24 protein-coding genes are annotated in these 26,871 nt (G+C 53.8%); 13 read left to right on the top strand and 11 right to left on the bottom strand.

Annotation, left to right across the window (positions count from 1 at the left end; all coding sequences use genetic code 11):
* Positions 1 to 1,487 (top strand): iron-containing redox enzyme family protein (locus ACTIKR_RS02230; RefSeq protein WP_442327046.1); only part of this gene is annotated, 1,487 nt, incomplete at its 5' end.
* The gene (locus ACTIKR_RS02225) at positions 1,484 to 2,404 is read left to right on the top strand and encodes a DUF6999 family protein (protein ID WP_442327045.1); all 921 of its coding nucleotides are present in this window, start codon (positions 1,484 to 1,486) and stop codon (positions 2,402 to 2,404) included. The genes ACTIKR_RS02230 and ACTIKR_RS02225, both read left to right, overlap by 4 nt.
* A gap of 151 nt (positions 2,405 to 2,555) precedes the next feature.
* Here ACTIKR_RS02225 and ACTIKR_RS02220 read toward each other — a convergent pair whose 3' ends face one another.
* The gene (locus ACTIKR_RS02220; protein WP_442327043.1) at positions 2,556 to 3,524 is read right to left on the bottom strand and encodes a Bug family tripartite tricarboxylate transporter substrate binding protein; all 969 of its coding nucleotides are present in this window, start codon (positions 3,522 to 3,524) and stop codon (positions 2,556 to 2,558) included.
* A gap of 212 nt (positions 3,525 to 3,736) precedes the next feature.
* Between ACTIKR_RS02220 and ACTIKR_RS02215 the strand changes: the two genes are divergently transcribed.
* On the top strand, positions 3,737 to 4,753 hold the full coding sequence (locus ACTIKR_RS02215; RefSeq protein ID WP_442327042.1) for a LacI family DNA-binding transcriptional regulator: 1,017 nt from the start codon (positions 3,737 to 3,739) through the stop codon (positions 4,751 to 4,753).
* A 254-nt stretch (positions 4,754 to 5,007) separates the two neighbouring features.
* Here ACTIKR_RS02215 and ACTIKR_RS02210 read toward each other — a convergent pair whose 3' ends face one another.
* From ACTIKR_RS02210 to ACTIKR_RS02200, 3 genes are all read right to left on the bottom strand, one after another.
* Complete coding sequence (locus tag ACTIKR_RS02210; RefSeq protein WP_442327041.1) at positions 5,008 to 5,745, bottom strand: RraA family protein; 738 nt, start codon at positions 5,743 to 5,745, stop codon at positions 5,008 to 5,010.
* 290 nt (positions 5,746 to 6,035) lie between these two features.
* Entirely contained in the window at positions 6,036 to 6,638 is a 603-nt protein-coding gene (locus tag ACTIKR_RS02205) for a DNA-3-methyladenine glycosylase family protein (RefSeq protein WP_442327040.1), read from the bottom strand.
* Between the two features lie 85 nt (positions 6,639 to 6,723).
* The gene (locus ACTIKR_RS02200) at positions 6,724 to 7,419 is read right to left on the bottom strand and encodes a GntR family transcriptional regulator (protein ID WP_442327039.1); all 696 of its coding nucleotides are present in this window, start codon (positions 7,417 to 7,419) and stop codon (positions 6,724 to 6,726) included.
* 160 nt (positions 7,420 to 7,579) lie between these two features.
* On the opposite strand from ACTIKR_RS02200, the gene ACTIKR_RS02195 reads away from it, so the two are divergent.
* From ACTIKR_RS02195 to ACTIKR_RS02180, 4 genes are all read left to right on the top strand, one after another.
* Positions 7,580 to 8,707 carry a sugar ABC transporter substrate-binding protein gene (locus ACTIKR_RS02195; protein ID WP_442327038.1) on the top strand — a complete coding sequence of 376 codons (1,128 nt, stop codon included), beginning with the start codon at positions 7,580 to 7,582 and terminating at the stop codon, positions 8,705 to 8,707.
* Positions 8,708 to 8,773: 66 nt separating this feature from the next.
* On the top strand, positions 8,774 to 10,294 hold the full coding sequence (locus ACTIKR_RS02190) for a sugar ABC transporter ATP-binding protein (protein WP_442327037.1): 1,521 nt from the start codon (positions 8,774 to 8,776) through the stop codon (positions 10,292 to 10,294).
* Between the two features lies 1 nt (position 10,295).
* Positions 10,296 to 12,326 (top strand): ABC transporter permease subunit, encoded by a 2,031-nt coding sequence (locus tag ACTIKR_RS02185; protein ID WP_442327036.1) that lies wholly within the window; start codon positions 10,296 to 10,298, stop codon positions 12,324 to 12,326.
* 84 nt (positions 12,327 to 12,410) lie between these two features.
* The gene (locus ACTIKR_RS02180; protein WP_442327035.1) at positions 12,411 to 13,286 is read left to right on the top strand and encodes an SMP-30/gluconolactonase/LRE family protein; all 876 of its coding nucleotides are present in this window, start codon (positions 12,411 to 12,413) and stop codon (positions 13,284 to 13,286) included.
* Between the two features lie 304 nt (positions 13,287 to 13,590).
* Here the strand turns inward: ACTIKR_RS02180 and ACTIKR_RS02175 are convergent, their stop codons facing one another.
* From ACTIKR_RS02175 to ACTIKR_RS02155, 5 genes are all read right to left on the bottom strand, one after another.
* Positions 13,591 to 14,901: a M20/M25/M40 family metallo-hydrolase gene (locus ACTIKR_RS02175; protein WP_442327034.1), complete on the bottom strand. Its 1,311-nt coding sequence runs from the start codon at positions 14,899 to 14,901 to the stop codon at positions 13,591 to 13,593.
* 77 nt (positions 14,902 to 14,978) lie between these two features.
* Entirely contained in the window at positions 14,979 to 16,145 is a 1,167-nt protein-coding gene (locus ACTIKR_RS02170; RefSeq protein WP_442327033.1) for an alpha-hydroxy acid oxidase, read from the bottom strand.
* Positions 16,146 to 16,160: 15 nt separating this feature from the next.
* Positions 16,161 to 17,135 (bottom strand): tripartite tricarboxylate transporter substrate binding protein, encoded by a 975-nt coding sequence (locus tag ACTIKR_RS02165; protein WP_442327032.1) that lies wholly within the window; start codon positions 17,133 to 17,135, stop codon positions 16,161 to 16,163.
* 86 nt (positions 17,136 to 17,221) lie between these two features.
* Positions 17,222 to 18,208 (bottom strand): hydroxyacid dehydrogenase, encoded by a 987-nt coding sequence (locus tag ACTIKR_RS02160; RefSeq protein ID WP_442327031.1) that lies wholly within the window; start codon positions 18,206 to 18,208, stop codon positions 17,222 to 17,224.
* Positions 18,209 to 18,220: 12 nt separating this feature from the next.
* A complete protein-coding gene (locus tag ACTIKR_RS02155; protein ID WP_442327030.1) occupies positions 18,221 to 18,901 on the bottom strand; it encodes an RraA family protein in 681 nt (226 codons plus the stop codon).
* A 129-nt stretch (positions 18,902 to 19,030) separates the two neighbouring features.
* Here ACTIKR_RS02155 and ACTIKR_RS02150 point away from each other — a divergent pair, with 129 nt between their 5' ends.
* The 6 genes from ACTIKR_RS02150 (at position 19,031) to ACTIKR_RS02125 (ending at position 24,265) form a co-directional block, all read left to right on the top strand.
* The gene (locus ACTIKR_RS02150; RefSeq protein WP_442327029.1) at positions 19,031 to 19,912 is read left to right on the top strand and encodes a LysR family transcriptional regulator; all 882 of its coding nucleotides are present in this window, start codon (positions 19,031 to 19,033) and stop codon (positions 19,910 to 19,912) included.
* A 1-nt stretch (position 19,913) separates the two neighbouring features.
* Complete coding sequence (locus tag ACTIKR_RS02145) at positions 19,914 to 20,834, top strand: DMT family transporter (RefSeq protein WP_442327028.1); 921 nt, start codon at positions 19,914 to 19,916, stop codon at positions 20,832 to 20,834.
* 127 nt (positions 20,835 to 20,961) lie between these two features.
* Positions 20,962 to 21,945, top strand: a complete 984-nt coding sequence (locus tag ACTIKR_RS02140) for a tripartite tricarboxylate transporter substrate binding protein BugE (RefSeq protein WP_442327027.1) — start codon at positions 20,962 to 20,964, stop codon at positions 21,943 to 21,945.
* A gap of 249 nt (positions 21,946 to 22,194) precedes the next feature.
* Complete coding sequence (locus ACTIKR_RS02135; protein ID WP_442327026.1) at positions 22,195 to 23,094, top strand: EamA family transporter; 900 nt, start codon at positions 22,195 to 22,197, stop codon at positions 23,092 to 23,094.
* On the top strand, positions 23,091 to 23,573 hold the full coding sequence (locus tag ACTIKR_RS02130) for a glutathione peroxidase (protein WP_442327025.1): 483 nt from the start codon (positions 23,091 to 23,093) through the stop codon (positions 23,571 to 23,573). Before ACTIKR_RS02135 ends, ACTIKR_RS02130 begins: the two co-directional genes overlap by 4 nt.
* Positions 23,570 to 24,265 carry a glutathione S-transferase N-terminal domain-containing protein gene (locus ACTIKR_RS02125; RefSeq protein WP_442327024.1) on the top strand — a complete coding sequence of 232 codons (696 nt, stop codon included), beginning with the start codon at positions 23,570 to 23,572 and terminating at the stop codon, positions 24,263 to 24,265. Before ACTIKR_RS02130 ends, ACTIKR_RS02125 begins: the two co-directional genes overlap by 4 nt.
* Positions 24,266 to 24,545: 280 nt before the next feature.
* On the opposite strand, the gene crcB is transcribed toward ACTIKR_RS02125, so the two are convergent.
* Together crcB and ACTIKR_RS02115 are read right to left on the bottom strand one after the other, a co-directional pair.
* A complete protein-coding gene (crcB, locus tag ACTIKR_RS02120) occupies positions 24,546 to 24,935 on the bottom strand; it encodes a fluoride efflux transporter CrcB (protein WP_442327023.1) in 390 nt (129 codons plus the stop codon).
* Between the two features lie 284 nt (positions 24,936 to 25,219).
* On the bottom strand, positions 25,220 to 26,521 hold the full coding sequence (locus ACTIKR_RS02115; protein ID WP_442327022.1) for a Glu/Leu/Phe/Val family dehydrogenase: 1,302 nt from the start codon (positions 26,519 to 26,521) through the stop codon (positions 25,220 to 25,222).
* Between the last annotated feature and the right edge of the window lie 350 nt (positions 26,522 to 26,871).

The following is a 26,871-nucleotide window of genomic DNA, read 5'->3' as shown; positions in this document are numbered from 1 at the left end:
TTGCCTCCCGTGGCTATGATGCCGATTTTGACGCGCATTTCCTGCGCTGGATGTTATCCGATGGCGCCGGCGCAGTCCAGTTGTCGGGCATCGACCAGGCGGGTAAATCGATTCTGCCGGGCCTGCGCATCAGGCTCAAATGGATACACCAGCGCTCTTTCTCTGGTGACTATCCGGTCTGCATGCAATTGGGCTTGTCGGCCGATCGCCAGCGTGGCCATCTTGACTATCCGTCCTGGGCAGATGCCGAAGCCGATGGCGCCCTGGCGCTGCGCCAGGACATCAGACTGTTGCCGCACCTGTTCGATATCGGCATTCACGAATACGTCAAGCTGGTGCGCGACAAGTGGGTCGACCCCGCCCGCATCAGCCACTTTCTGTGCCATTATTCCTCTGAAAAATTCATCCCGGTGGTCGAAGATCTGCTGGATCAGGCTGGTCTATCGATTGCCCGCGAACGCTGGTTCAGTAACCTGGCCTGGCGCGGCAATACCGGCGCTGCCTCAATACTGATCATGCTGGCTGAATTTCTACAAACCAAAACGCTGACTGCCGGTGATCAGATCCTGTGCTATGTACCCGAATCAGGCCGGTTCATGACTGCCTACATGCTGCTGGAAGTGGAGACAGACGATGCAGCATCAAGGCAGGACATGCTGTTGCGGTCACAACCAACCAACGCATATGTGTCTGATGAACCCGCTGCGGCTTTCACTACCGGAATAGCTGTCCAGGCCCGATCGCAGGAGCTTTCCGACACCCTGGACGCCGAAGCGATCGGTCCGCCTCACGACCCGGCTCAGGCGCCACAAGGCCTGGCCCCGTTGCTGACTGAATTGGCCACCATTTGGCACGATTACCGCTCCCGGGTCTGGCGCACGCCCCTTGTCAGCGCATTACGGGAACGCCGCTTTGACACGCAGGACTATATCAACTGGACGGCCCACTGGATTCCACAAGTACGCGAAGGCACCAAATGGATGCGCGAGGCAACCGGTTCGCTGTCGGGCCAGTACGCACCGCTGGCAGACCTGATCAACCTGCATGCGGGCGAAGAGCAAAATGATTTTCAAATCCTTTTCGAAGATTACCGCAAGGCGGGCGGACCTGTAGCCGATATTGAAGCATTACGCCGCAACCCCGGCGGCGAAGCACTGAATGCCTATCTGCATGGCCTGGCCGCTACTGTCAACCCCATCGGGCTGCTGGGCGCCATCTACATTATTGAAGGGACGGGACAGCGAATTGTCCCTGCCCTGCTCCCATTGCTCAGGGCGAGCCTGCCGCTGCCGGCCGACGCCTTCCGGTTTCTGGAATATCATGGGCATAATGATCAGCATCATCTGCAGCGCTGGCTAGTTGCCGTGTCACTTGCGCTCGATTGCGACAATCGCGGCCGTGCCGAGCGCCAGATCGTGGATACTGCCCGGCGCACTGCTGCGCTTTATCTCATGCAATTTCATCATGCAAAAGAGTACGAATCGTGACGAACGACCACCCTGAATTTCTCAAAAAAGAACATAATCCTGAGGACCCGAGCCCATGGCTGGCATCCTACCTTGATCAAAGTACCCCGCTTCCCGATGAGGTCAAGCAGGCCTGGCTGGAAGATTCCAGCTCAAGTTCGCGCCAATATCTGCTGCCCTTTTTGCGGCCCCTGGCTCGCTTGTGCATTATTCTGATCCAGGTAGTCAAGACGTTTCTGCCAAGGCGCTGGGCCCAGTCTGCCCTGTTGCACCGCATCCTCGTGTGGGGACTCAAGCGTTTTGTATCACCACAAGCCAATTGGCTGATCTTGCGGCATTTTCATCTTGGGTCCCAGATCCTGGCTTTCATTGCGGCCAATTCACCAGCTCCTGTGTCGACAAGCCCATTGGAACCCGACACAATAGACGATCTGAAAGATCACGTATTCGTCAAGCATGATATCAATCTCTACAACTTCGTCATCCGTTTGAATCAGGCCTTGCTTGATGCGGACAAGCGCCTGGGGCCGGTCGAGGATCCAGATTTTTCAATGTTGCACGAACCAACCGTCCGCTTGCAGGACATGCCCAGGGCACGCAGCAATGTACTGGACCTGCAAAGCGCCATTGAACTGTTTACCCCGCTGTATCAATTGCTGCTGACCGATAATGATTTCTGGCGAGCCGCCAACTCGTTGCAGCTAGATGAAACTATCGGGATATACGCGGCTCAGATCCTGCAGGCACCGGAACACCTGATGCTGGTTAACAATCATCACCCACTGGTGCCCTTGTCCACATTGCGTGCCGGACATCGGCTGGTATTGCATGGCCTGTCATCTGAAATGCTGCATTGCCTCTTGCTTCAGAAAAAACGGGAATACGAAGCAAAAAAAGCGGCTACACCCGCGCCCGTAGTCGCACAAGCCGAGCAATAATCCGGAATTTTTCGCTACCCACTTTTCGCGATCCGCATATTATCACCGGCTCTGTTTATAAACCCTCCATATGTCTTATTTGCAAGGGATGACCTAGTACGCATCCTGACGCATATCGTCATGGCCATTGCTTTTTGGCGTACTTCCTATTTCATTTGGCATTGCCGATAGCGCGCAGCAGATCGACCATCACACGCTGGTCGTCAAGGACGAAATCAGTGGCCTGCGCTGGCGTCAGCGATAATATCTCGCCATCGACGTTGCGCAGGAAGGCCTGATAGTCGGGTTTGCGATTGATTGTCAGGAGTGCCTTGTTCAGTCGGTCTATGACAACTCCTGGCGTACCATGCGGTGCAGCAAGACTGTACCAGGTTGCCACCTGCGCATCAGGCACACCCGCCTCCTGCATGGTCGGCACATCCGGCAACAAGGGTGAGCGTTTGTCTGCGCCATACGCCAGCGCTTTCAGACGACCATCCTTGACATACTGCAGTGATGCCGACAGATTCAGAAATGCCAGTTGCACCTGGCCCCCCATCAGATCGGTAAGCGCCGGCGCTGCCCCGCTATAGGGCACATGAACCAGTCCGACGCCGGTTTTGCGCATGAACTGTTCGCCGCTCAAATGCGTCGCACCACCTGCACCGGCTGAGCCGAAATTCAATTGCCTGGGATGGGCACGTGCATACGCGATCAGTTCTTTTACGTTATCCACTTTCAACGCAGGATTCACAACCAGCATATTCGATTGCCGGGTCACAATACCAATAAAGCTGAAATCGGCAATGCCGTCATAGGCTACCTTCTGCAGCAATGGCGTCACTACATGGCCGGCAGAAGTGCCCATGAGCAACGTGTAGCCATCCGGTTTGGCGTTGGACACAAAGGCCGTGCCCACAGCCGCTGCTGCCCCGGGCTTGTTTTCGACAATAACCGGCTGGCCCAGTTCAATACGCAGTTCCGAGGCAAGTTTACGGGCAAGCACATCGGCCGGTCCACCTGCCGCGTATGGATTAATCAGGACTACCGATTTTTCCGGATAGGTTTGTGCATGAACATGGGATACGCCCATGATGGCAATAAGCAGGATGCCGCGCAGCATCCGTGGTAGCTGGATCATTTTTATGTCTCCTTTTGTAAAACGAGAATAATCCAAACAGGCTTAAAATGCAATAGTTTGGTCTTATGACCTTTTTAGAATCAGTTGAAATTAAATTCAATCTAAAAATAATCGTTGACGATCTTCTAGTGATCGCGTCGCGGCGGAAGCAACATCCCTACCTCATATCTGTACGGTAGGCTATAATTTTTCATTCTGATATCGAGCAGATCATGAAGCCTATCACGCTAAAAACCGTCGCACAGCAGGCCAAGGTTTCCATTGCCACGGTTTCAAAAGTGGTCAATGGCATAAACAAAGGCATTTCCGCAGAAACGGTTGAGCGCGTCCAGCGTATCATCCAGCAATTGAATTACCGGCCAAATCGCACGGGTCGCCAGTTGCGCGCGCAGCGTAATTATATTGTCGGCATGGCGATCGTCGACGATTCGCCCACCTTTCTTACTGATCCCTATACCACGCACCTGGTTGCCGGTCTGTCGAACTTTCTTGGCAGCCATAACTATGGCCTGTTGCTGCACGGGATTGCGCCGACGAACTTCGAACAATCATTTCTATTGAAGGAATCGGTGGTTGATGCCATCTGCCTGATGCTATCGGGACCCATTGCACAGCGTCGGCGTTATCTCGATCTGGTACTTGCCAGCGGACATCCCGTCGTGGCGTTTCAGGAGAAACCCGTAAAATCGCTCGCAGACTGCTGTTTTATCAATCAGGACGATCAGGGTGGCGCAGAAACACTGGCAGAGAAAATCGTATTGCGTAACCCAAAGCGGATTTTCATACTGACTCCGCAATTGCAGTGGCACGCAATCGAAGCACGGGTAAAAGGACTATGCAAGGTACTGAATAAACACAAATGCAATTATCAGATTATTTCAAGTGACGAGAATCTGCATCAGTCTATCCAGCAGGCGCTGGATTCCGCCATGGCAGCGCACGGTGTGCCCGATGTTGTTATTGGCACCAATGACCGGCTGGCCTACGTCGCCTACCGACATCTGACCGACAGTGGCCATCCAGTCCCTGGCGAGATCGGTATTACTGGCTTCAATGCATTCGACGCCAATGCTGCCCTGCAACCGCAACTGGAATCGGTACGTTCGCCGGCCTATACATTAGGCCAGACCGGCGGCGAAGCCCTGCTTTCCAGACTGGAAAATGGCCGTTTCGAATTCGACACATTGGTTCTGCCCGTATTACCGGCGGTCGGTACGACATTGCGCTGAAGACGACATACCCGCCAGGTCTATCCTGCCTGCCCACTAAGCCTCTTTCAGACCATAATCTGCCCTGGCCTTTTCCGGGGACAAGCTCTGCCAAGCCTATCAGCATGCCTGCTGGCATTTAATTCGTACCGTTTGCGACAAGAACATCCGCATTCATCTGGCCGGGCCATAAGGTGGCAGGAAAACGCCTGGCTGTTGCCTGCCGACACTTTGGTCATCAAGCCCTGCTTATGGTCATGATTAAGCCCGGCACATTACAGTACGCCGTATTTCTGATAGACGTCCTGCAATAGCAGACCCTTGGCCAGCTCCTGGCGTGTGTGATTTTCACTTTCCACTTTTTCCAGTGACTGTTCGATAACCTGCGCTGCTACCTCGATCGGAATCACAATGACCCCATCGGCATCGCCAAAGACCAGGTCATTGAGGCGCACCGTCACTCCGGCGCATTGAATCGGCAAATCGTAATTCATCATCTTGCCCCTACCCTGCGAATCCAGCGGTCCGATCCCGCCATGAAATACAGGAAAATCCAATTTGCGAATATATCGAATATCCCTTACCAGGCCATCGGTCACGCAGCCGACCGCGCCGCGGTATTGAGACGCTGTACTGAGCAATTCTCCCCAGGGCGCAATGCGGGTTGTCGGGCCATCGCACCCCAGTACGACTACATCGTCAGGTTTCAGATCATCAATGAGGGCGATTTCATGTTCATAAGGATTCTCGCCCGGAGCGACAGAAAAGGTGTTCATGAAATAGCCTGTTCGCGCACGGCCAAACATTGTGCATTCTTCGGACAGTGGACGCACAAACGGCAACATTGCCTGGTTCCGATAACCCATGCTATCGAGCACATCGGACAGCACAGCGGTATACAACCTGCCTTTCAAATTCTCAAAATCAAACTGCTGCTCTTTCATTATTGGCCTCGTGTTGTGGATGCGCGCGACCAGTTCGAAGGTGCGCCCGCACCACCAGTCCGGGCTCATGAGAACGCATGACGCAGGTGAAGCATTAAGCGCGCGACTGGTAACCAGTGCAATCGTTAAGTAATTAGTGAAAATAGCGTATAAAAGCAACGACAATAACTAGCAAATCACTACAAAAACGTCAGATTAGATTAAACGTTTAACCATGTTAATGTGATTAATCGATATTCGTCAATATAGGGACTTTCCCGAGGGATGAAGGCCGGATTGTTTTGAACCATACCGGTGTTTCGGTGAATATTTGCAGGCGTCCTGCCGCCGTCAAAGCAGCAGACGCAATCATCAAATAATTATTTTGACAGGGCCCACAAATAAAGCGATGCAGTGCTGCCGTAGGGTGAATAACGCCGCCGGTAGCGCTCGAAACGCTCGCGAGGCAGCGTCTTGTGATTGTACAGACGCATAATGCCTCGTTGAATTGCCAGGTCGCCCCAGCTCAACACATCTGGGCGGCCAAGTGAAAATATCATCAGCATTTCGGCCGTCCAGATACCGATGCCCTTCAAGCCTGTAAGCGTCTGGATCACCTGTGCATCATCCATTGCCGCGATGGCTGGCAGATTCAGTTCTCCCGATTGGACCGCCTCGGCCACGCCAAGCATGTATTGCACTTTTCTCATGCTTGTGCCGCAACGCTGCAGGTTTTCTGCACCCGCTGCCAGCAAAGCCTCGGCGCTCATTTGCCCGCCACATACCTGCAGGAGCCGTGCATTGACAGTACGCGCAGCAGCAGTTGAAATCTGTTGGTCGATAATGCATCGAATCAATGCAGCAAACAGATCGGGTAACGTATTGCGCTCGATCAATCCGATACGTTCAATGGCCTGGGCCAGACGCTTGTCGCGCTTGCTAAGCCATTCAATTTCGGTGTCTCCGTATTGGAATATCGGCATGGTGTGCTCCGGTTGGCCTCGGTCAATTGTAATGGGCTGCCCAAACCATATCAATCGACAATCCAATAGTGTGCGAGTATGCCAGCTATCCGGGCGACAGTACATTTTTCTGTATGATCAATTCACTCGCGCTCATCAAGTCTGCCACCAGGGCAGCACGGGCCGGCTCAGGCTGCTTCGTTTTTATCCCTTCCACCATATTTTTATGATGAATATGCGCCTGCCGATTAATCAGTCTTTCAGAATTGACCGCCAGATCGTAGTTGAGAACCGGACCGATCTGCAACCAGAGCACTTCGATCATGTCGAACAAAATAGGCATGCCAGCCGCGTCGTATACGCAAAAATGCAAATTTTTATTCAACCTGACTGCTGCTTTTCCATTTGGCTCCAGGGATTTTCGGGCTATCTCGAATTGCATTTGAATATCCTGCATCCGGTTCAGTTGCTTCTGGCTGCGGTTGACGGCTGCGCGCGCCGTTGCCAGCCCCTCCAGTTCTATACGGATGGTTCGCAACTCAAGAAATCGACTGACGGTCATCAGTGGTACGCGGATGGCGCGATTCGGGAGAATTTCAAGCGCCCTCTCTGCGACCAGCCTGCCTACGGCTTCGCGCACCGGCATGGCACTGGTCCCAAGCGTGTCCGCCAGGCCACGTAAACTGAACATATCTCCAGGGGAAAGCTGTCCTGAAATCAGCAGCGAACTGAGCTCAGTGTGCACCCGATCCGAAAGCTTGCTGCGATCCACTTTTTTCAATTTATTGCTCATTTCCATCATTGAAATACTTCCCCTGCAAATATTGACAGTATCGCAAATCTCATGCTAACGTCCAATCATAGTGTGATCACAGATCATACAATAGCCTGATATTAATGGGCAAATCAACGAAAAAATAACATTCATTCAATTTCAAGTTGGATCTTACCGGAGACATAAGATGCAAACTAAATCTGTACTACTGGCATCGTTGCTGGCATTGACATTAGTCCCTCTGAGCGCGGTGACGCACGCTCAGGCAGCAAAAAAACACAAGATCTATCTGAGCATGAGTTTCATCGGAAATGACTGGCAGGCTGAAGCGGCCAATATGGTCAAAGCCATGGCCAAAACCCCCGAGCTGGCGGACAAGGTCGACCTTCACGTCCAGGTATCCGGGGAAAATGCGCAAAAACAGATTCAGCAAATCAACGCCATGGTTCAGGCTGGCGCCGAAGCCATCGTCGTATTTCCAATCTCTCCCACTGCACTGAATCGCGTGATCAAGAATGCCTGCAACAAAGGGGTAAAGGTCTTTGCCTACGACGGTGAGGTCACCGAGCCGTGCGCGCGCAACGTGGCCATCGACCAGCACGAGGCCGGACGGGTGACCGCAGAATGGCTGGCAAAGAAAATGAACTACAAAGGCAATGTCGTTATGCTAACGGGTGTGCCTGGCACATCGGTGGACAAATATCGAACCGAAGCGGCCAAGAAAGTTTTTGCCAAACATCCTGAAATGAAAATTGTGGCAGAGACACCAGGCATGTGGAACCAGGCCGTTGCCCGAACCGAGTTATCAAAAATTGTCGCCGTCAGAAACTGGGACCAGATAGATGGACTGTGGCTTCAGGTGGGTTGCTACACGGCAAACGCCATGCAGCTGGAAGCAGGCAAAGACGCCAAGGATCTGCTACCGTGTGCCGGTGAAGGCTCCAACGGCGGTCGCGTGCAGATGCTCCCGGCAGACACGCAGCTGGAGGGCGCTACCGGTAGCTATCGCCCTCTAGGTGCACCCAGAATTTCCTATGCCTCTCCGCCCTATTCAGGCGCATTGGCGCTGAAGCTGGCGGTACAGGCGATCGAGGGCAAGACGTTCCCGCAAAAAATCACACTGCCCCTACCGCAAGTGACCAACGAAACGATCAAATTGTGTAAGGACGGCAGCTGGAACGACCTGAAAGATGGCTGCAACGTTTTTTCTCCTGAACTGGTCAGCAAACCAGGCTGGTTCGCCTCGATCTATTCTGAGCAAACGGAAGGGCTGGGGATTAACGCAGCACTCAAATCAGAGCCAGACGCACAATAAATCAATGCTTGTATGAGCGCATGCCACGCGTGCGCCTCATTTACACACATACTGGAATCGCTCACCATGAATGAGTCCGCCATTGCATTACGTCTGTCGGATGTCTCAAAGAACTACGGACCAATAAAAGCACTGAGCGATGTTTCCCTTGCAGTCGCGCGCGGCCGTGTTCACGCACTGTTGGGAGAAAATGGCGCAGGCAAATCAACTACCGTCAAACTGCTGTCGGGCCTGATTGCACCTACAAAGGGCACGATCGAAATCTTTGACAAACAGGTGCAGCTTGCCTCGCCGCGCATCGCGCAGGCATCCGGGATACAGACCGCCTTTCAGGAAATGACGCTCTTGCCCGATCTGTCGGTCTTCGATAATATGGTGCTGCCCTACGCGGCAACCGATCGGACCGGTATGCTCAAGCGCAGCGCATTGCGCCAGCAATTGGAACGGCATTTTGAAGAACTGGGTTTTCCTATTTCCCTGGACCTACCTGTCAATCGCTTCAATCTTGCCCTGCAACAGAAACTGGAAATCGCCCGCGCACTGTTTCGCCAGCCACAGATCCTGCTTCTGGATGAACCCACGTCCACCTTAACTGCTTCGGACGTTACCTGGCTGGGGGACATTATCGGCAAACTCAAGGCCAGGGGCGTGACAATCATATTTATTTCTCATCGCATGAAAGAGGTACGCGAGTTTTGCGATGATCTGTCAATTCTGCGCAATGGTCATCATGTTTCCACACGCCCGGCAGATGCATTTTCGGACACGGAAGTGGTCGAGTCCATTGTTGGCCGCTCGATCTCCCAGGTGTATCCGGAGAAACGACTGCCGCAGACGACCGAATCTGTGCTGACACTGAAAAATGTCCATACGTCAAGATTGCACGATATCAATATTGACCTGAAAAAAGGAGAAATCCTGGGTATTTCTGCGTTGCAGGGCATGGGGCAGCTTGACCTCTTTCAATTGTGTTTTGGCATTGAACAGCCGGACTCCGGAACATTGCTGCTTGATGGCCAGCCGCTCACATTACTGTCTCCAGTCGATGCCATCAGACCGAATGTCGGCATCGGCTTTGTGCCGGAAGACAGAAAAACAGAGGGGCTGCTTTTGAATCAAAGCGGTCTGAAAAATACATCCCTGCCGGTACTCTCTCGCTTTAGCGTATACGGCACTCTCGATGAAAAAAATGAAGCGCAGTCGGCGGCTAAAGTATTTACAAGGATCGAGCTTGATCGTCGGGCACTCTGGATGGATGCAGCCTCTTTTTCGGGAGGAAATCAGCAGAAAATTGTCATTGCCAAATGGCTGCTTGCGCGTAGCCGCATACTCCTGCTGTTTGATCCCACCCGTGGCATCGATGTCGGCACCAAACACGAACTGTACGAATTGATTGCCGATTTCGCTGCGATGGGTGGCTCTGTACTGTTCTATTCGACCGAGATTCCGGAAGTGGTCAATCTCAGCCACCGCGTCCATGTGATGTACAAAGGTGAAATCAGGGAAACGGTAGCGGAAAGCGACATTGGCGAGACCCGCATCATGGACATTGCCATGGGGAACTTGCGGCAGGCGGGAGCACATTAAAATGAATCAGCAATACACCTTGTTGCATAAATATGGAAATCTGATCACGGCCTTTGTAGTACTGGCGATATTGCTCGCCATCATCATCGCCACAAGCGCCGGTTTCAGTTATTTTGATGTTTCCTTGCTTGCCAGCGGAGGCACGACACTTGCATTGGCAGCCCTTGGCGGTACGCTGGTAATATTAAGTGGTGGCTTTGATCTTTCGGTAGGCGCAATTATTTCACTTGTGAATGTCGTTCTGGCCGCCGGCTATATTGATGACAGCACCCCGGCAGCTTTTGCTGTTTCGTTTGCGCTGGCCTTACTGATCGGTGCAGTGTGCGGACTTGTCAACGGCGCGCTCGTTGCCTATGCGAGGATTCAGCCTATTGTCGTCACGCTCTCGACCATGTTCATCATTCAGGGAATCACGTTACTGATCATGAACTCCCCCGGTGGGACAGTCCCAACGTCACTGGGCACGTATCTGATGGGAGACGTGTTGCCAGAACGCTTCCCTGCCTCGCTGTTTCTCATTATTCTTTCCCTACTCGTATGGGCGTGGATAAAAAGAACGCCATTTGGCTTGCACCTGTATGCCATCGGCGGCAATCCCGAGGCAGCACGGGCCGTTGGGATCCCGCTGGGGCGCAGCTATTTACTGACCTACACACTGGCAGGCGCGTTTTACGGCCTGGCAGGTTTTTTTCTCAGCGCGCAGACCGGTGCCGGCGATCCCCTGGTCGGCAATTCGCTGCTACTTTCCGTGTTTGCCGCAATTGTTATTGGTGGCACCCGTCTGGGAGGCGGCAAAGGCGGACCGGTTGGATCAGTTCTTGGCGCGTTTGTACTCATGTTGATTGTCAATATTCTGCTGCTGTTTAATATCTCTGCTTATTATTCCACCATCGCCCAGGGTGTCGTGCTCATTGTTGCGGTCATGATAGGTGGCCTGGGCAAGGACGCTGAACTCAGAAAATTTCTGCGACTACTCGGGCATCGGTGGCGGGCAATGCGCAATGGGCACCTCGCATCGCAGCTTGGCCACCAGCCCAAATACATTGATGTGAGTGGCAATAGCCCGGGCTTGCCGGACAGTCGCATCAGTTTTTTCAAGAAGCATCAGAAGGACTTGCGTATTTCATTACCCGCGCTCGCCGGCCTGGCGATCCTGCTCGTGGCCACTCAGTTTTTGCTGGGGCGGAATGTATACGAATGGTCGTACTGGAACGCGATGCTGGTCTTGTCAACCTTTCTGATCATCCTGGCATTGGGTCAAGGCGTGGTGGTGTTCACCGGGGGACTGGATCTGTCCATTCCCTGGACCATTGCACTGTCAGGTATTCTGTTTACCGGGTTAACGCAGGGTTCCAATGAAGCGTTGCTTTATGCACTGCCTGTGATTCTGCTTGTTGGCATACTGATAGGGCTGAGCAACGGTGTGATGGTCGCCGTTCTCGGCATTTCCCCAATCGTTGCCACACTGGCGAGCAACGGGATTCTGCAAGGCATTGCCCTGCTCTACTCAGGCGGTACACCCAGCGCATTCCCGTCGCCATCGATCAGCTGGCTCATGACCGCGCGCGTTGCCGGTATTACACCTGTAATTGTGCTGCTGATTTTATTTGTGATCGGCTCCGTAATCCTGTTAAATAAAACGCGCTTCGGTCGTCATATCTACGCAACCGGCAGTAATTTGAATGCGGCTTATCTGTCCGGCGTGCCTACGCGCCGCGTGCTTATTCTGGTTTATATCTTGTCGTCAGTGTGTGCCGCTGTTACCGGCATCCTGTTGACCGGTTTCTCCGGGCAGGCCAGCTTGGGAATGGGCGACGATTATCTGCTTCCCTCCATTGCTGTCATCGTGATCGGCGGGGGCTTGATTACTGGCGGCCGCGGACACTACCTGGGCATTCTTGCCGGCGTACTGCTTTTGACGACTCTGCAAATTCTGCTCGCAGGCAGCGGCCTGCCCTATGCTGTGCGTCCTATTTTATTCGGCATCGTGTTATTGGGCGCTGTCGCGATGCTGCGTGAGCGGGCCAGATAGCCCACAGCGCAATGTGCAACCATTCAAGGTTGATATGGACAGGAAGTCAACAGAAAAAAAAGCAATTTTTCCAAGGAGATTGGTATGAAAATTGAAGTGCTGGTAGATGTCAAGACGACGCTGGGCGAAGGCCCGCTTTGGGACGTTCAGGAACAGCGCCTGTACTGGATTGACAGTGCAGATGGTCGGGTTTTTCGTGCAACGGCTCAGGGAGATGAAATCCGTGCCTGGCAGGTGCCGCAAAAAATAGGATCGATGGCATTGCGCAAAAATGGCGGGGCCATTGTTTCACTGGCCCGAGGGATTCATACGCTGGATTTTGAGACTGGTGAGGTTCAATTGATTACTGATCCCGAACCGGACCTGGTCAATAACCGCCTGAATGATGGCAAGGTCGACGCACAGGGCCGGTTTATTTTCGGCAGCATGGACACACTGGAAGAAGGCCCCAATGGGGCACTGTACCGGCTTGATCCGGACATGACGGTGCACAAACTGGAAGACAATATCATTGTGTCCAATGGTCCATGCTGGAGCCCGGACGGCAATACTTTCTATTTCTCTGACACGTGGTGCGGCGACATTTGGGCTTATGACTATGACCAGCGCACAGGTAGCATATCCAATAAACGCGTGTTTACCACCCTGCAGGGAGAACACTTCAAGTCATCCGACGGTTCGACAGTCGATGAGGAAGGCTGCTTGTGGAATGCCCAGGTCTATGAAGGCAATCTGGTTCGCTATCGTCCCGACGGCGCGATTGATCGGACCATTCCCATGCCAGTGAAAAATGTGACAAGCGTCATGTTTGGCGGGCCCGATCTGGATATTTTATATGTGACCTGCATGTCAAAACCACCACTTGCCCGCTTCCCCACAGACAGCGTACTGGGCGGCAGTGTGTTCGCCATCACCGGTTTGGGGGTACGAGGCTTGCCCGAGCATCGATTTGCGGGATAAGGACACATTCATTCCGGGCAGGATCGACACGAATGTCGTGATCGAGTCAAACATCATGGTGATTTTGCCATCCGGAAAACAGGGTTCTCACATCATGCGATGAATGATTACCAAAACGCTGCCGCTACAATCCGGCACAGCCGGGCCCAGTGTATCAGCGCCTGGTTTTCGCGCAACCTTCTACTATATGCGCTGGCGTGCAGGGCTCAAGCAGGAAAGCGGGCAGATCAAGTCAGGCTTAGCAAGATAAAGGCCTGCCCCGCCGCTACACTTTGTTCGAATCACGGCACGCCATATGCGTCAATTATTTGGCAGCGCGTTTGAGCAACGGTTCACTGACCCCTTCAACACCGACCAGCGACAAAACGGTGGTAAAGCTGATCTGTGAACCCTTCCAGGCATCGGTCGGATCAAACCATTCTTTCAGGGAATGAGCGCCTCCGGATTTTCCGCCACTACCCAAAATGACTGCAGGAATATTCAGACTCATTGGCACGTTTGCATCTGTGCTGGCGGCTCTGGTTTGTCCCTTGCCGCCAGCCAGCGCAATCGACTCCAGCGCTGCCCTGACGATCACACTGTCGGTTGGCGTCTTCCCTGCAGGACGATCACCAATCAATTTCGTATCGAATGTGATTTTACCCTCGGATTTCCAGCGTTCATTCTCCTGTTCTACGCCCTTTTCAATGGCCGCCATAATGTTCTTTTCAGTTTCCAGAAGCGATGCAGTTTCATTCGAACGAATGTCAACCGCCATTTTTGCATCGCCGGCAATCGTATTGACTGAGGTTCCGCCGCCCACGGTGCCCACCGTGAACGTCGTCTTGGGATCGGCGGGAACCTGAACGTCGCCAATGTGGGCAATGGCGCGCCCCATTGCATGAATGGCGCTGGGCACTTTGCCAAAGGCGCCGAAACTATGTCCGCCAGGCCCTTTGAAGGACACTTCATAACGATGGCTGCCAGTGCCCTGAATAAGCACTTTGTCGCCCTCACCGGGTTCCAGCCCGACCATGCCGTCAATATTCTTGTGTTCCTTGAACAATGCTTTCATGCCACGCAGATTGCCCAGCCCCTCTTCGCCCACGTTCGCCACGAACATAATATCGCCTACGGTAGCCACTTTGCGTTCATTCAATGCCTTGATCCACGAGATGACGACGGCGATGCCACGCGTATCGTCGCTGATACCCGGAGCCAGCAGTCTGCCATCCTGCTCTTTGACTTTGACGTCAGTGCCTTCAGGAAATACGGTATCAAGGTGTGCGGATACGAGCAATGTCGGCCCCTTGCCGCTACCCTTGCGAATGCCTACTACATTGCCTGCTGAATCGAGCGCCGTGTCTGTCAGCCCAACAGCTTTGAAGCGCTTCAATACATGTTCAGCACGGGTCTTTTCCTTGAATGGCGGCGCCTCAACTTCAGTAATGCTGCGTAGGTCTTCAATAGTCCGGTCATGATCTTTTTCCAAGGCTGTCATGAGTGCCTTGACCTCTTTGGACGCGTTAAGCGAGCTCAATGTGGCTTTGACATCTTGTGGCTGGGCAACGGCTGCACTCATTGCAAGCGCAGCACTGACGCCAATACAAAGCCGGCTGATGCGAGTTAATTTCATTTGTGATAACACAATTTGTCTCCTCCAAAAATTGCACTCTATTCCCGCATCAGGATGATGTCAAGGACAACAGTACATCAGCCGAAGGTGCCTGGGATCCTGCGCAGACAGTCGAGGGACAGGTCCTGCACACGGGTAACACCAAGCAGTCCCAGATCCCGTGTTATTTCGTTTGTGATTAAATGAATGGCTCTATCGGTGCCATTCTGACCGTCCGCCGCTGTGGCATATGCAAAAGGACGACCAACAAAAACACAGCGCGCGCCCAGCGCCAGCGCTTTGAGCACATCTGTGCCGCGACGCACTCCGCTGTCAAGCATGACCGGGATATGTCCAGCGGTATCGGCAATCTCTGGCAATACACGCAAGGGGGAAATACTGCCATCGAGCTGGCGGCCGCCATGATTGGAAACAATGATGCCGTCAACGCCAATCTCAATTGCAGTGGCGGCATCCGTTTTGCACAGGATACCCTTGATGATCAGCGTTCCTTTCCATTGTTTCCTGATCGTACGCAAATGATCCCAGCTGATATGCCCGCGGTCCGAGTAATCGCGCAATACATTTTTCGACAAAATGGGTGCGCCTCGGGTGGCGTAATTATTTTCAAAGTGTGGCATGCCGTGTTTGACGCAAGTTCTGAGAAACGTATTGCACACCCAGCGCGGATGCGTCAAACCGTCCAGCAGCAGGCGCAGAGATGGGCGCAACGGCGTGGAGAACCCCGCGCGGATATTGTTTTCCCGGTTTGCCGCAACGGGCGTATCGACAGTAATGACAAGGGTGGTAAACCCAGCCTGGGCGACGCGATCGACAAGCTTGGCAATCTCCTGTCCATCCCCTGGCAGATAGGCCTGGAACCAGGCCTGTGGCGCGATGGACGCCACTTCTTCCAGACGAATCAGGGATGATCCGCTCATAATCATTGGAACACCGGCAAGCGCTGCGGCCTGGGCAAGCACCAGATCGCCCCGATACGAAGACAGCGCACTCAGCCCCATTGGCGCGATGCCCAGCGGCGATCGGTATTGCTGTCCGAACAGGGAGACTGACGTGTCGATTGCTGATACATCCACCAGGGACCTGGGAATGAACGCATACTCTTGAAAGGCGCGGCGATTGTCCTCAACGGACGCGTTGGTCTCGACACCGCCCCGTATATATTCAAAAATGGGCCTGGGCAAGTGCCGCCGCGCCATCGCTTCAAAATCGTCCAGACAAAGTGCCCGATCTGTTCGTGCCATTACTACCCTCGCTGATTATTGTGTTTTCTCGGACCAGGGACTCGCCTGCCACAAAGCCTTGAATTCCTTTTCGGCCTGATCAAGTTCATCGTGGTAGGTCTTGTTGTCCATATAGCGTAGCGGGACAAACAGTTTTTTTGCTTTCGCGATGAACTCCGGGTCGGAGGATGCTTTGTGCACCGCTACCCTGAGTTTTGCCGCTATTTCTTCCGGCAAACCCTTGGGCGCAGCAATCCCTCTTAAAGAAGCCATGATGACATCATACCCTTGCTCTTTGAAGGTAGGAACCTCAGGTGCGAGCGCACTGCGCTGCTGACTCATCGAACCCAGCAAACGGATATCTGTGCCGCCCTTTTGATAAGCCAGTACTTCGCCCACGTTCATGGCCGCCAGCATGATCTGCCCGCTCTGTATTGCGTTACGCACTTCGCCGGCGCCCTTGAAAGGTACGTGATTCAAAGTTGTGCCGGTCAGCTTCTCAAATTTCATCATGGCCAGATGGTCGTCCGAACCCACACCGGTGGTGCCTACCGTGACCGTGCCGGGATTCTCCTTGGCGTATTTTTCAAGATCCTTGAGCGTTTTGATATCGCCTTTTCCGCTGACGGCAAAGCCATCCGGATCATCGATCAAGTTGCCGATCAGGTCGAACTCGCGCCAATGGTAATTGACTTTGCGTTCAATCGGTATAGTCAGCATATTTGGCGTATTTACAAAACCAATGGTATAGCCGTCTGGCTTGGCTCGCTTGATTTCCGAAAAGCCGATGGCGCCACCGGCACCGGGGCGATTGAGCACCACAATATTGGCACCTTCGCCCAGATACTTCTGTATATAGGGTGCAATGGCCCGTGCCACCAGATCAGTGCCGCCGCCTGGCGCATACGAAACCACCATACTGATGGCGTGTTCGGGGTACTGGGCATGGGCCTGGGTAGCGCCAAAGACCAGCGCTGTCGCGGCAAGGACGCGTGTCAGTGTATATTTCATGAGTTGTCTCCGTTTTTAGAATGCAAAAGCATATGTGTACGACCCGCCGACTGGTTAATACGGCCGACAGCCCGTTGGTGATACAGCTAGGAAGTGACGACGTGCGGTGGTGTTTTACCGTCTACCATCAGCAATAGTTGTTGGGCGGCCATGCGGGCGACATTGCGCCTGCCCTCATGAGACACCCCTGCAGTGTGAAACGTCGCAACCACGCGAGGATGGCCAAGTAATGGATTGTCCGCTTCCGGCGGCTCCTGGCGCCAGACATCCAGGCCGGCGCCAGCCAGATGTCCATCATGCAAAGACGCATGCAGGTCCTCTTCGTTATGAATGCCGCCACGTGCGGTCGAAATAAAAATAGCCCCCCGCTTCATTGCACGAAACGCCTGGGCATTGAACATATCACGTGTGTCATTGTTCAGTGGGCAATGCAGCGAAACAATATCAGACTGCGCAAGCAACACGTCAAAGGCCACTGGTTGCGCTTGCCGCAAGCCAATATCCTGGGGCGTCAGATTCGGATCGTACGCCAGTACATTCATGCCCAGGCCGGTTGCCATCTGTGCAAAGCGGCTTCCTATGTGGCCGATCCCGATCAGGCCCAGCGTTTTGCCTGCCACCTCATGACCCATCAATGCTTCGCGACTGCTTGCCTGTTGGGCAATCAATGTACGGTCAGACTCCACGATTTTCCGCGACACCGCCAGCAACAGGCCTAGCGCCATTTCCGCAACCGAGTTGGCGTTGCCCCCAGCCTGATTGACCACCGTAATATTGCGCGCATTGCATGCTGCAACGTCAATTGTGTCGTAACCGGCACCGGACGAAGAAACGCCTTTGAGCCCGGGACAGTGCGCCAGTAGTGCTTCTGTGACGAACAACCCGGCCGGCAGCTCATCCTTGGCCGCCGACACATGATAGTAATGGGCGTGCTTTAATGTTTCGTACCACTCTTGCTCTGGGGCCGTCACATCTATGATTCGCAGGTCAACCTTGTCGTTCTCTGTAAGCAACTGGTCAAATACCGGATCAATCCACAAATTGGTGCGTACTACACAGACTTTTTCGTTCATGACATTCCCTGTTCAGCCGGCATCTTTTGATACGAAACCAAGCTTTGCCAGCTCGACGTCAATCCAGTTGGTATCCAGTCGATCACTGTCAATATCACGAATGATTTCGGCCTCCAGTGCGTTTTTGTCGCTTGCCCATTTAAGAATATCTTCAGCCTGCTCGTAAGGCACGCATAGCAGCCCGTCTGCATCGCCCACGATAAGATCACCCGGTTCGATGACCATGCCGTCAAGGCTGATGGCCGTATTGATTTGTCCCGGGCCGTTTTTATAGGGTCCGCGATGCGTCACACCAGCTGCGTATACGGGAAAGGCGCCCTGGCTGATGGCATCCAGGTCCCGAATGGCGCCGTTGATAACGATGCCGGCGATACCCTTGCGGCTTGCGGTGCGAACCATCAGCTCGCCGATAATTGCATTTGTTGTATCACCACCGGCATCCACAACGATCACATCGCCTGACGCAGCCATGGCAATGGCCTTGTGCACAAACAGGTTGTCGCCCGGCCGAGATTTGACGGTGAAGGCTGGCCCGGCCAACACGCCACCCGCATGCATTGGCCGCAGTGAAGGGCCGCCGGCCGTCAGGCGCTGCATCACGTCACTGATATTGGCCACCGGAATGGCGGCAAAGGATTTGACCAGTGCTGCGCTGACGGCCCGGCCTCGCTGGCGTATGTTGATTTCTACCATTGTTTGTCTCCCGAATAAGTTGAGACGATTTTATGGCGTAGAATCCAAAAAATACTAAATATTTTTGCTTTTTCAATGCAAAAATATTCGGTATTTTACCTCCCTCAATTCGAAGCCGCAGGATACGCCATGGACACGAACTATCTGGAAACTTTTATCAAAACCCTGGACTGCGCCTCCATCTCTGACGCGGCGCGCTATCTGGGCATCACCCCTGGTGCAGTTTCGGCGCGCATCCGTGGGCTTGAACAGGAGCTTGGCCAGCCTTTGATCAGGCGTTCTGGCCATACCGTCAGGCCCACCGAACATGGTCTGCTGATCTGTGACAAGGCGCGGCAAATGATTCAGGACTCCCGCGATATGACCGCCATGGTCAAAAGCGGCAATGTACTGGGCGAACTGAGACTTGGTTCTTTTTTTTCGGGGCTCACCACTCATCTGCCGCGGCTTCTGGAAAAAACCTATGAGCATCATCCGGATGTAAGCATTTTTGTTTCGTATGCTCCATCGGTAGAACTATGTCAGCAGGTACATTCGGGCACACTGGATATTGCACTTGCAATAGAGCCGCAATTTGCGATCTACAAGAACTGTTCCTGGCTGAAAATTCAGGATGAGCCGCTGACGCTGATTGTGCCGCCGAAATACGCAACGACAAAGTCAACGGCACATGCCCATGACCTCTTGCGCGCAAGTCCGTTTATTCGTTATGCCCGAAGCTCTTATAGCGGTCAGTTGGTTGATCGCTATCTGAAGGATCATCGCATTGTGCCAAATCAACGCCTGGAAATAGATAGCTTGCTCACCATTGCCTCCCTGGTTGCCCGCGGTGTCGGCGTTGCATTGGTTCCCGATTCATTTTCGCTGGAAAGCCTGGGAAAGAGTATTCAAAAAGTTCCGCTGCCAGGCCGCACACAGATCCGCAAGATCGGCATGATATGGTCAAATCAGAGCCCGCGCGGTACTATCAGCAAATCCATTGCCATGTACGCCCGAAACCTATTCAGTTAATATGACATCTGCACCTTCTCCCAGCCCGACCCTATGGTGGTCTTGGGGCGCGCCCATTGTATTTATCCTGCTGTGGTCATCGGGCTTCAGTTTCGGAAAAATCGGGCTGCAGTATGCAGAGCCCTTGACGCTGCTGTCCCTGCGTTATGCCTGCGTGGTGATTGCCCTGCTACCAATACAACAAGTGCTGGGTCTGTCCTGGCCGGCGACACGCCGGGAATGGACCAATATTTGTATCGTCGGCCTGCTGATCCAGTTCATGTATTTCAGTTTCAGCTACGTCGGCATGAAACAGGGGGTCAGCGCCGGAACCGTGGCCTTGATCGTCTCGCTGCAGCCCGTTCTGGTTGGCATTTGTGCCCCACAACTGACCGGGGAGCGCCAAAGTCACCTTCAGTGGCTCGGACTGGGTCTTGGCCTGATCGGTGTCGTCATCGTCATCGCGTCAGGGTCTTCCTTGCAGGCCGGCTCCTGGTTCGGCCTGGTGCTGGTCATTATCTCCCTGTTCGCCTTAACTGCAGGCGTACTATATGAACGCGTCAGCAGTACTGCCGGTGCTGGGCCGCATCCGGTCACCGCCAATATCATTCAATGTGCTATTGGCCTGGTGTTTTGCCTGCCCCTGGCCCTGCTCATGGAAACCAATCATATCGAGCTGACCTGGCAGTTCGGCGGTGCCCTGGCCTATCTGGTGTTGTGCAATTCGATTATCACCATCTCGCTGCTGCTGGCCATGGTCCGACGCCAGCAGGCGGCCAGAGTCTCTGCCCTCTTCTTTCTGGTGCCGGCATGCGCGTCCGTCGTTGCCATGTTCATGCTTGGCGAAACCATGGCGCCCTCTGGCTGGGTGGGTATGGCAGTTGCCATCACCGGCGTATTGCTGGCCAGCACCAGGGCATCAACGCATGTCAGAAAGGCGTAACCAGGCCTACACATTGACCAGCAATGTGGCAGGTTCGGCATGCGCTAATGGTATTCACTCATATATTTCATATCGGATTTCTAATAACCTGCTGCTCTGTTCATTTTTATATACCTCAGGAGTGAGTATGCAACTCTGGTCCCGTATTGCCCTGTCTGCCGCCATGAGTGGCCTGGTGGCTTCGTCTGCGTATGCCGCCGACGACTATCCAACCCAACCGATCCGGGTCATTGTGCCTTTTGCGCCTGGTGGCTCCACAGATATTGTGGCGCGTATCGTGGTTCAGGAAATGTCGAAAATCATCGGCAAATCAATGGTCATTGAAAACAAGGCCGGTGCAGGCGGCGCCATCGGTGCAGCCGAAGCGGCCCGGGCAAAACCTGATGGCTACACGCTGAGCATTGCCACGGTATCGACCATGGCGGTCAATCCTGCCTGTCGTCCCGATGACCTGACATATGACCCGGTCAAGGATTTCGCACCCGTATCCAATTTCGTCAATACGCCCAATGTCGTTGAGGTTCACCCCTCCTTTCCAGCCAGCAATTTTAAGGAATTTGTCGCCGAGCTGAAAAAGAATCCCAAGGAATATTCCTATGCCTCACCGGGCGTGTGCAGCATCGCCCATTTGATGGGGGAAGCCTTCAAACAGCAACTGGGCGTAGAAATCAGCCACGTGCCCTATAAGGGTGCCGGTCCGGCGCTTACCGATGTGGTGGGTGGCCAGGTCAAGGTCATGTTCGATAACCTGCCCTCCTCCATGGCAAATATCCAGGGAGGCAAGCTCAAGCCCATCGTGCTGGCCTGGCCTGAGCGCATCAAGGAGCTGCCGGATCTGCCTACGTATGCCCAAGAGGGATACCCCGACCTGAACAACGGCGTATTTTACGGTTTGCTGGCCCCGACAGGCACACCCAAAGAGATTATCGACAAACTGAACAAGACTGCGACCGAAGCGCTTGCCGCTCCCAACGTGGTTGCTGCTTTGCAAAAACAGGGTGCCATCCCCGATCCCGGTTCGCCAGAGCATTTTGCCGAAGCAATCAAAAAACAATACGACATTGCCAAAGCTATCGTAAAAAATGGCAATTTGCAGATGAAGCGCAACTGATTGGCGCGACCTCGGGTGGATTGACTTCATGATATACACCCTGTCGCATCCTGGGCTGCATAGCTGTATGATGTGTCTGGTTCTCGCCTGAAGTTGACGAACCAGAGCAACAATAACGCAATGCTCAGGCGTTTTTTTCAAGCCGTGCATCAGTCCGATTGCACGGCTTTGTACTTGCACAAACTGCCCCCGTATAAACCCTTATGCAAAGGCCGATTTCAGGTAGAATGACGCAAAGGATGAGAGGGCATGGCAGCGGGCAATTCAATACGAACATACACACAAACCATGGGGATCGTCGCTCTGGTCGGCTCCATGGCGTCGCTGTGCATCGGCACTTCGTTTGCCAAGTCGTTGTTTGATGCCGTGGGCGCTCAGGGCACAACCGCCTACCGCCTGGGATTTTCCGCGCTGCTGCTCTGGTGCGTGTGGCGCCCCTGGCGTTTCCCTCTTTCGCGAAAAAACGCACTGGCGATTGCCAGTTACGGCCTGTGCCTGGGGCTGATCAATTTCCTGTTTTACATGGCCATTCGTACGGTGCCGCTGGGCCTGTGTATTGCCATTGAATTCCTGGGTCCGTTATCGCTGGCCATTTTTTCTTCGCGCCGCAAAATTGATTTCCTGTGGATCGGCTTTGTAGCGCTGGGCCTCTATTTGCTGATCCCACAATCGCAGCAGGACGTATCTGCCATTGATCCGGTGGGCGTGATGTTTGCCATCGGCGCCGGCGTTTTCTGGGCGTTATATATTGTTTTCGGCCAGCGCACGCGTAACATTCACCCAGGCCAGGCGACGTCGCTGGGGATCACGGTGGCGGCCGTATTTGTCTTGCCGTTTGGTATTGCCCATAGTGGCGAAACACTGCTTACGCCCGCCTTCATGATTTCGGGCCTGCTGGTTGCCATTCTGTCCAGCGCCGTGCCCTATTCGCTTGAAATGATTTCGCTGCGGTCGCTGCCTCGCAAGACCATGAGTATTTTGCTCAGCCTGGAGCCAGCCATGGGTGCGCTGGCCGGACTGGTTATACTGCATGAACAGCTTACGCTGGCCCAGTGGCTGGCGATCGCCTTCATCGTCGCCGCTTCGATCGGCTGCGCCACCACCTCACCTGCACCGCCGGTGACCGATACCGAGAGGGAAAAGCAATGAGTGATTTTTATTCAATGAGCGTCACTTTGCAGGATGGTAGCCCTCTGCCGCTGTCATCCTTGCGGGACAAAGTCGTGCTGGTAGTGAATGTGGCTTCCAGATGCGGCTTTACGCCGCAGTATACCGGCCTGCAGCGTTTGCATGAACATTACCGCGACCAGGGCCTGGTAGTGCTGGGTTTTCCCTGCAATCAGTTCGGTAACCAGGAACCCGGGACCGATCAGGAAATTCAGGAGTTCTGTGCAATGAACTTCGGAGTGACATTTGCGCTTACCCACAAGACCGAGGTCAATGGGCCGCAGGCCCATCCGGTCTTTGCCTGGCTCAAGAAAGAAAAACCAGGACTGCTGGGTATACAATCGATCAAGTGGAACTTCACAAAATTTCTGGTCGGCCGCGATGGTCAGGTACTACACCGTTACGCACCAACCGCAAAACCGCAGGACATTGAACAGGACATCAAGGACGCATTGAAATGATTGATCTCTATTACTGGACTACGCCCAACGGACACAAAATTACCCTGTTTCTTGAAGAGGCCGGGCTGGAATACACCATCCATCCCATCAATATCGGCAAAGGCGATCAATTTGCACCCGAATTTCTGAAGATTGCGCCAAACAATCGCATTCCCGCCATTGTGGACAATAACCCCAATGATCATGGTGACGCGATCCCGGTCTTTGAGTCGGGCGCCATATTGCAATATCTGGCTGAAAAAACCGGCAAATTTATGTCATCAGACCTGCGCGCCAGAATCCAGACGCTTGAATGGCTGAACTGGCAAATGGGCGGGCTCGGCCCCATGGCAGGCCAGAATCATCACTTTGGCCAGTACGCTCCGGAAAAAATCGACTACGCCATCAACCGCTACGTGAAGGAAACGGGCAGGTTATATGGCGTACTGGATCGTCGCCTTCAGGATCGCGAATTTATCGTTGGTGACTACTCCATCGCCGACATGGCCTGCTACCCTTGGGTAGTGCCGCATGAGCGCCAAATGCAAAATCTGGACGATTTTCCAAATCTGAAGCGCTGGTTTGAAGTGATTGCCGCACGCCCGGCGACCGAGCGTGCTTATGCTGTGGTTGATCGGATCAACCCCGGACAGCCGCCGAATGACGATGAAGCCAAGAAGATTTTGTTCGGCCTGAACAACGACGATAAATAAAGCCGCCTTACTCCACGCAGATTGAACTGCAAGGATCGAAACCGCGGACCGACAAGAAATACGTTGACTGCTATGCCATCTCCGATGTGGCATAGCTCACTCTTTGCATTGCTCAGGTCATTGCACGGGTCATCCACGTATGCAATGACAAACACAGTTACATACGCAATGACACAGGCCCTGCCTACACCGACTCAGGCTTACTCGCAGTACGTCAGCCAATGGTCATAAAATAGCATTGCCTGCCTACCGATAGACGTGCAAACTTATCCGGCATGCGTTACTCATACCAGCGACGGATCGCGGTAACGGTGTACAGTCCCAGGGCCGTCATCAGCAGCGAGCCAAGCACGTGCATACCAATTTCCAGCAAGGCCCACTGGATTTTTCCCTGATGCAGCAGGACCGTTACTTCAGCCGAAAACGAAGAGAATGTTGTGAGCCCGCCCAGAAAGCCGGTCACAATAAGCAATCGCCATTCCGCAGGAAATGAGGGAAAGGCGGCGAACACACCCAATGCCAGGCCGATCAGGTAACCACCACTCAGATTGGCAATCAGTGTACCCATTGCAATAGGATGCAAGGCGTTATTCAGCGCCAGGCCCAGTGCCCATCGCAATATCGCCCCGCAAGATGCGCCAGCGCTTATCATGACCAGAGATTGCAGCATGGAGCGACTCCGTAGAGGTTAATGATGTGCAGACATGAAAATACCTGCGTTTCCAGCGCCTGGGTGTGAGCAGCAGGCAGAAGGTTGCGCAGGTATCATTATCTGTCCGAGGGACAGCAATTCGGGCAATGCCGGGAAGATAGCCATCTGAGCATGGCCCAAATATTAGCATGTTGCCGGCGCACCAGACAAGATCGCGCGTCTGGTGCGCTTTTGTCAACGATGCATGGGCAACTGAACTGGCAAGCAGGACGATGGCATCGCCACGCCCTGCTTGCCAGTAATCAGGGATACAGGCCACGCACCTCGCGCGACTCCAGAATCCGGGAGCACGCCACAATGAAGGCTGCAGTGCGCAATGTAACCGAGTTATGCTTGGCGACCTCGGATACCGCACGATAGGCTTCACGCATCAGGCGTTCCAGCCTGTGGTTGATTTCGTCTTCAGTCCAGAAAAAGCTGGAAAAGTCCTGAACCCATTCAAAATAACTGACCGTCACACCGCCCGCATTGGCAAGCACATCGGGCACCACGTATACGCCTTTTTCGGTCAGAATATCGTCGGCCTCGGGCGTCGTCGGACCGTTGGCGCCTTCGACCACGATTTTCGCGTTAACCAGATTGGCCACACGGGCATCAATCTGGTTTTCCAGCGCAGCCGGGATAAGAAAGTCTGTCTGCACCGACCAGAAATCGTCAACATCGACTTCCTCTGCGCTTGCAAAGCCTTTGACGCCGGCATGTTTTTCCACATGCGCGAGCAGTTCATGCACCTGAATGCCATTGGTATTTCTGATCGCGCCAGTATGATCCTGCACTGCAACGACCTTGGCGCCGGCCTCGAAAAACAGCCGTGCCGCCGTGCCGCCCACATTACCGAAACCCTGGACCGCCACGCGCGCGCCTTCGATGGACAGGTTCACGTCCCGGGCCGCTTCACACCCGACTACAAACACGCCTCGGCCGGTCGCTTCTACGCGTCCCAGGCTACCGCCCAGGGAAATGGGTTTGCCGGTGACTACGCCGGTCGCCGTGGCGCCGACGTTCATCGAATAGGTATCCATCATCCAGGCCATGGTTTGCGGATTGGTATTGACGTCAGGTGCCGGAATATCCTTGGCGGGGCCGATAATAACGCCAATTTCACTGGTATAACGGCGTGTTACTTTTTCCAGTTCGGCTTTGGAGTAATTGCGGGGATCAATGCGCACGCCACCCTTAGCGCCGCCAAAGGGCAGATTGACTGCTGCATTTTTGATCGACATCCAGGCGGCCAGCGCCATCACTTCGGAAAGGCAGACGTCCTGGTGAAAACGCACCCCGCCCTTGCCAGGACCGCGCGAGGTATTGTGCTGCACCCGGTACCCTTCAAAATGCGCGATGGTCCCATTGTCCAGTTCCACGGGAATATCGACAATCATTGACCGCTTGGGACGTTTGAGTGTTTCAACCCAGCGTTGCAGTGACCCCAGATACGGCGTGACCCGATCCACTTGTTGCAGGTAAATGCCCCATGCTCCCAGATCTTCCGAATTCAGGTAGGAAGGTAAGGCATGCTGGCGGTTGCTGGATGTATCCTGGCTCAAAATCGTCTCCTTGACATGATCAGACAAAGCACAAGTGTAACGCCAACTCAATCTGTCCCCGTTTTTGCTTGGAAAAATTTAAATAGGGACAGAATAAATGTATGTTTCAAACAATAGCAAACTGCATTTCGCAGCATGCCGACGGCCACTCATTTGCTGGCCCTGGACCGAATTACTGGATGGAACTGATCACCACGCGCGTTGTCTTGCTTCCACGAGTAATCACCGATTCCATGGTCAATCCTTTTTCGGGGCAATACCAATCGGTCACTTGTGCAGTGCCGGATCTGGCTGCGTTGTCGTTTCCGGCCGGCGCACCGCTAAGATTACCACTGGATGTGGTCGCCGAA

This window comes from Advenella sp. (assembly GCF_052108595.1).
In the GTDB taxonomy this organism is placed as follows: Bacteria; Pseudomonadota; Gammaproteobacteria; order Burkholderiales; family Burkholderiaceae_B; genus Advenella.
Note: the sequence above shows the minus strand (reverse complement) of the source record. Positions and strands in the feature narration are given on the sequence as shown.

Coding starts and splice junctions, on each gene's coding strand:
- ACTIKR_RS02145 (WP_442327028.1), top strand. CDS start 19,914: ATGACATCTGCACCTTCTCCCAGCCCGACCCTATGGTGGTCTTGGGGC.
- crcB (WP_442327023.1), bottom strand. CDS start 24,935: ATGCTGCAATCTCTGGTCATGATAAGCGCTGGCGCATCTTGCGGGGCG.
- ACTIKR_RS02130 (WP_442327025.1), top strand. CDS start 23,091: ATGAGTGATTTTTATTCAATGAGCGTCACTTTGCAGGATGGTAGCCCT.
- ACTIKR_RS02170 (WP_442327033.1), bottom strand. CDS start 16,145: ATGGCACGAACAGATCGGGCACTTTGTCTGGACGATTTTGAAGCGATG.
- ACTIKR_RS02200 (WP_442327039.1), bottom strand. CDS start 7,419: ATGATGGAAATGAGCAATAAATTGAAAAAAGTGGATCGCAGCAAGCTT.
- ACTIKR_RS02180 (WP_442327035.1), top strand. CDS start 12,411: ATGAAAATTGAAGTGCTGGTAGATGTCAAGACGACGCTGGGCGAAGGC.
- ACTIKR_RS02175 (WP_442327034.1), bottom strand. CDS start 14,901: ATGAAATTAACTCGCATCAGCCGGCTTTGTATTGGCGTCAGTGCTGCG.
- ACTIKR_RS02215 (WP_442327042.1), top strand. CDS start 3,737: ATGAAGCCTATCACGCTAAAAACCGTCGCACAGCAGGCCAAGGTTTCC.
- ACTIKR_RS02205 (WP_442327040.1), bottom strand. CDS start 6,638: ATGCCGATATTCCAATACGGAGACACCGAAATTGAATGGCTTAGCAAG.
- ACTIKR_RS02140 (WP_442327027.1), top strand. CDS start 20,962: ATGCAACTCTGGTCCCGTATTGCCCTGTCTGCCGCCATGAGTGGCCTG.
- ACTIKR_RS02190 (WP_442327037.1), top strand. CDS start 8,774: ATGAATGAGTCCGCCATTGCATTACGTCTGTCGGATGTCTCAAAGAAC.
- ACTIKR_RS02165 (WP_442327032.1), bottom strand. CDS start 17,135: ATGAAATATACACTGACACGCGTCCTTGCCGCGACAGCGCTGGTCTTT.
- ACTIKR_RS02160 (WP_442327031.1), bottom strand. CDS start 18,208: ATGAACGAAAAAGTCTGTGTAGTACGCACCAATTTGTGGATTGATCCG.
- ACTIKR_RS02125 (WP_442327024.1), top strand. CDS start 23,570: ATGATTGATCTCTATTACTGGACTACGCCCAACGGACACAAAATTACC.
- ACTIKR_RS02155 (WP_442327030.1), bottom strand. CDS start 18,901: ATGGTAGAAATCAACATACGCCAGCGAGGCCGGGCCGTCAGCGCAGCA.
- ACTIKR_RS02135 (WP_442327026.1), top strand. CDS start 22,195: ATGGCAGCGGGCAATTCAATACGAACATACACACAAACCATGGGGATC.
- ACTIKR_RS02220 (WP_442327043.1), bottom strand. CDS start 3,524: ATGATCCAGCTACCACGGATGCTGCGCGGCATCCTGCTTATTGCCATC.
- ACTIKR_RS02185 (WP_442327036.1), top strand. CDS start 10,296: ATGAATCAGCAATACACCTTGTTGCATAAATATGGAAATCTGATCACG.
- ACTIKR_RS02150 (WP_442327029.1), top strand. CDS start 19,031: ATGGACACGAACTATCTGGAAACTTTTATCAAAACCCTGGACTGCGCC.
- ACTIKR_RS02210 (WP_442327041.1), bottom strand. CDS start 5,745: ATGAGCCCGGACTGGTGGTGCGGGCGCACCTTCGAACTGGTCGCGCGC.
- ACTIKR_RS02195 (WP_442327038.1), top strand. CDS start 7,580: ATGCAAACTAAATCTGTACTACTGGCATCGTTGCTGGCATTGACATTA.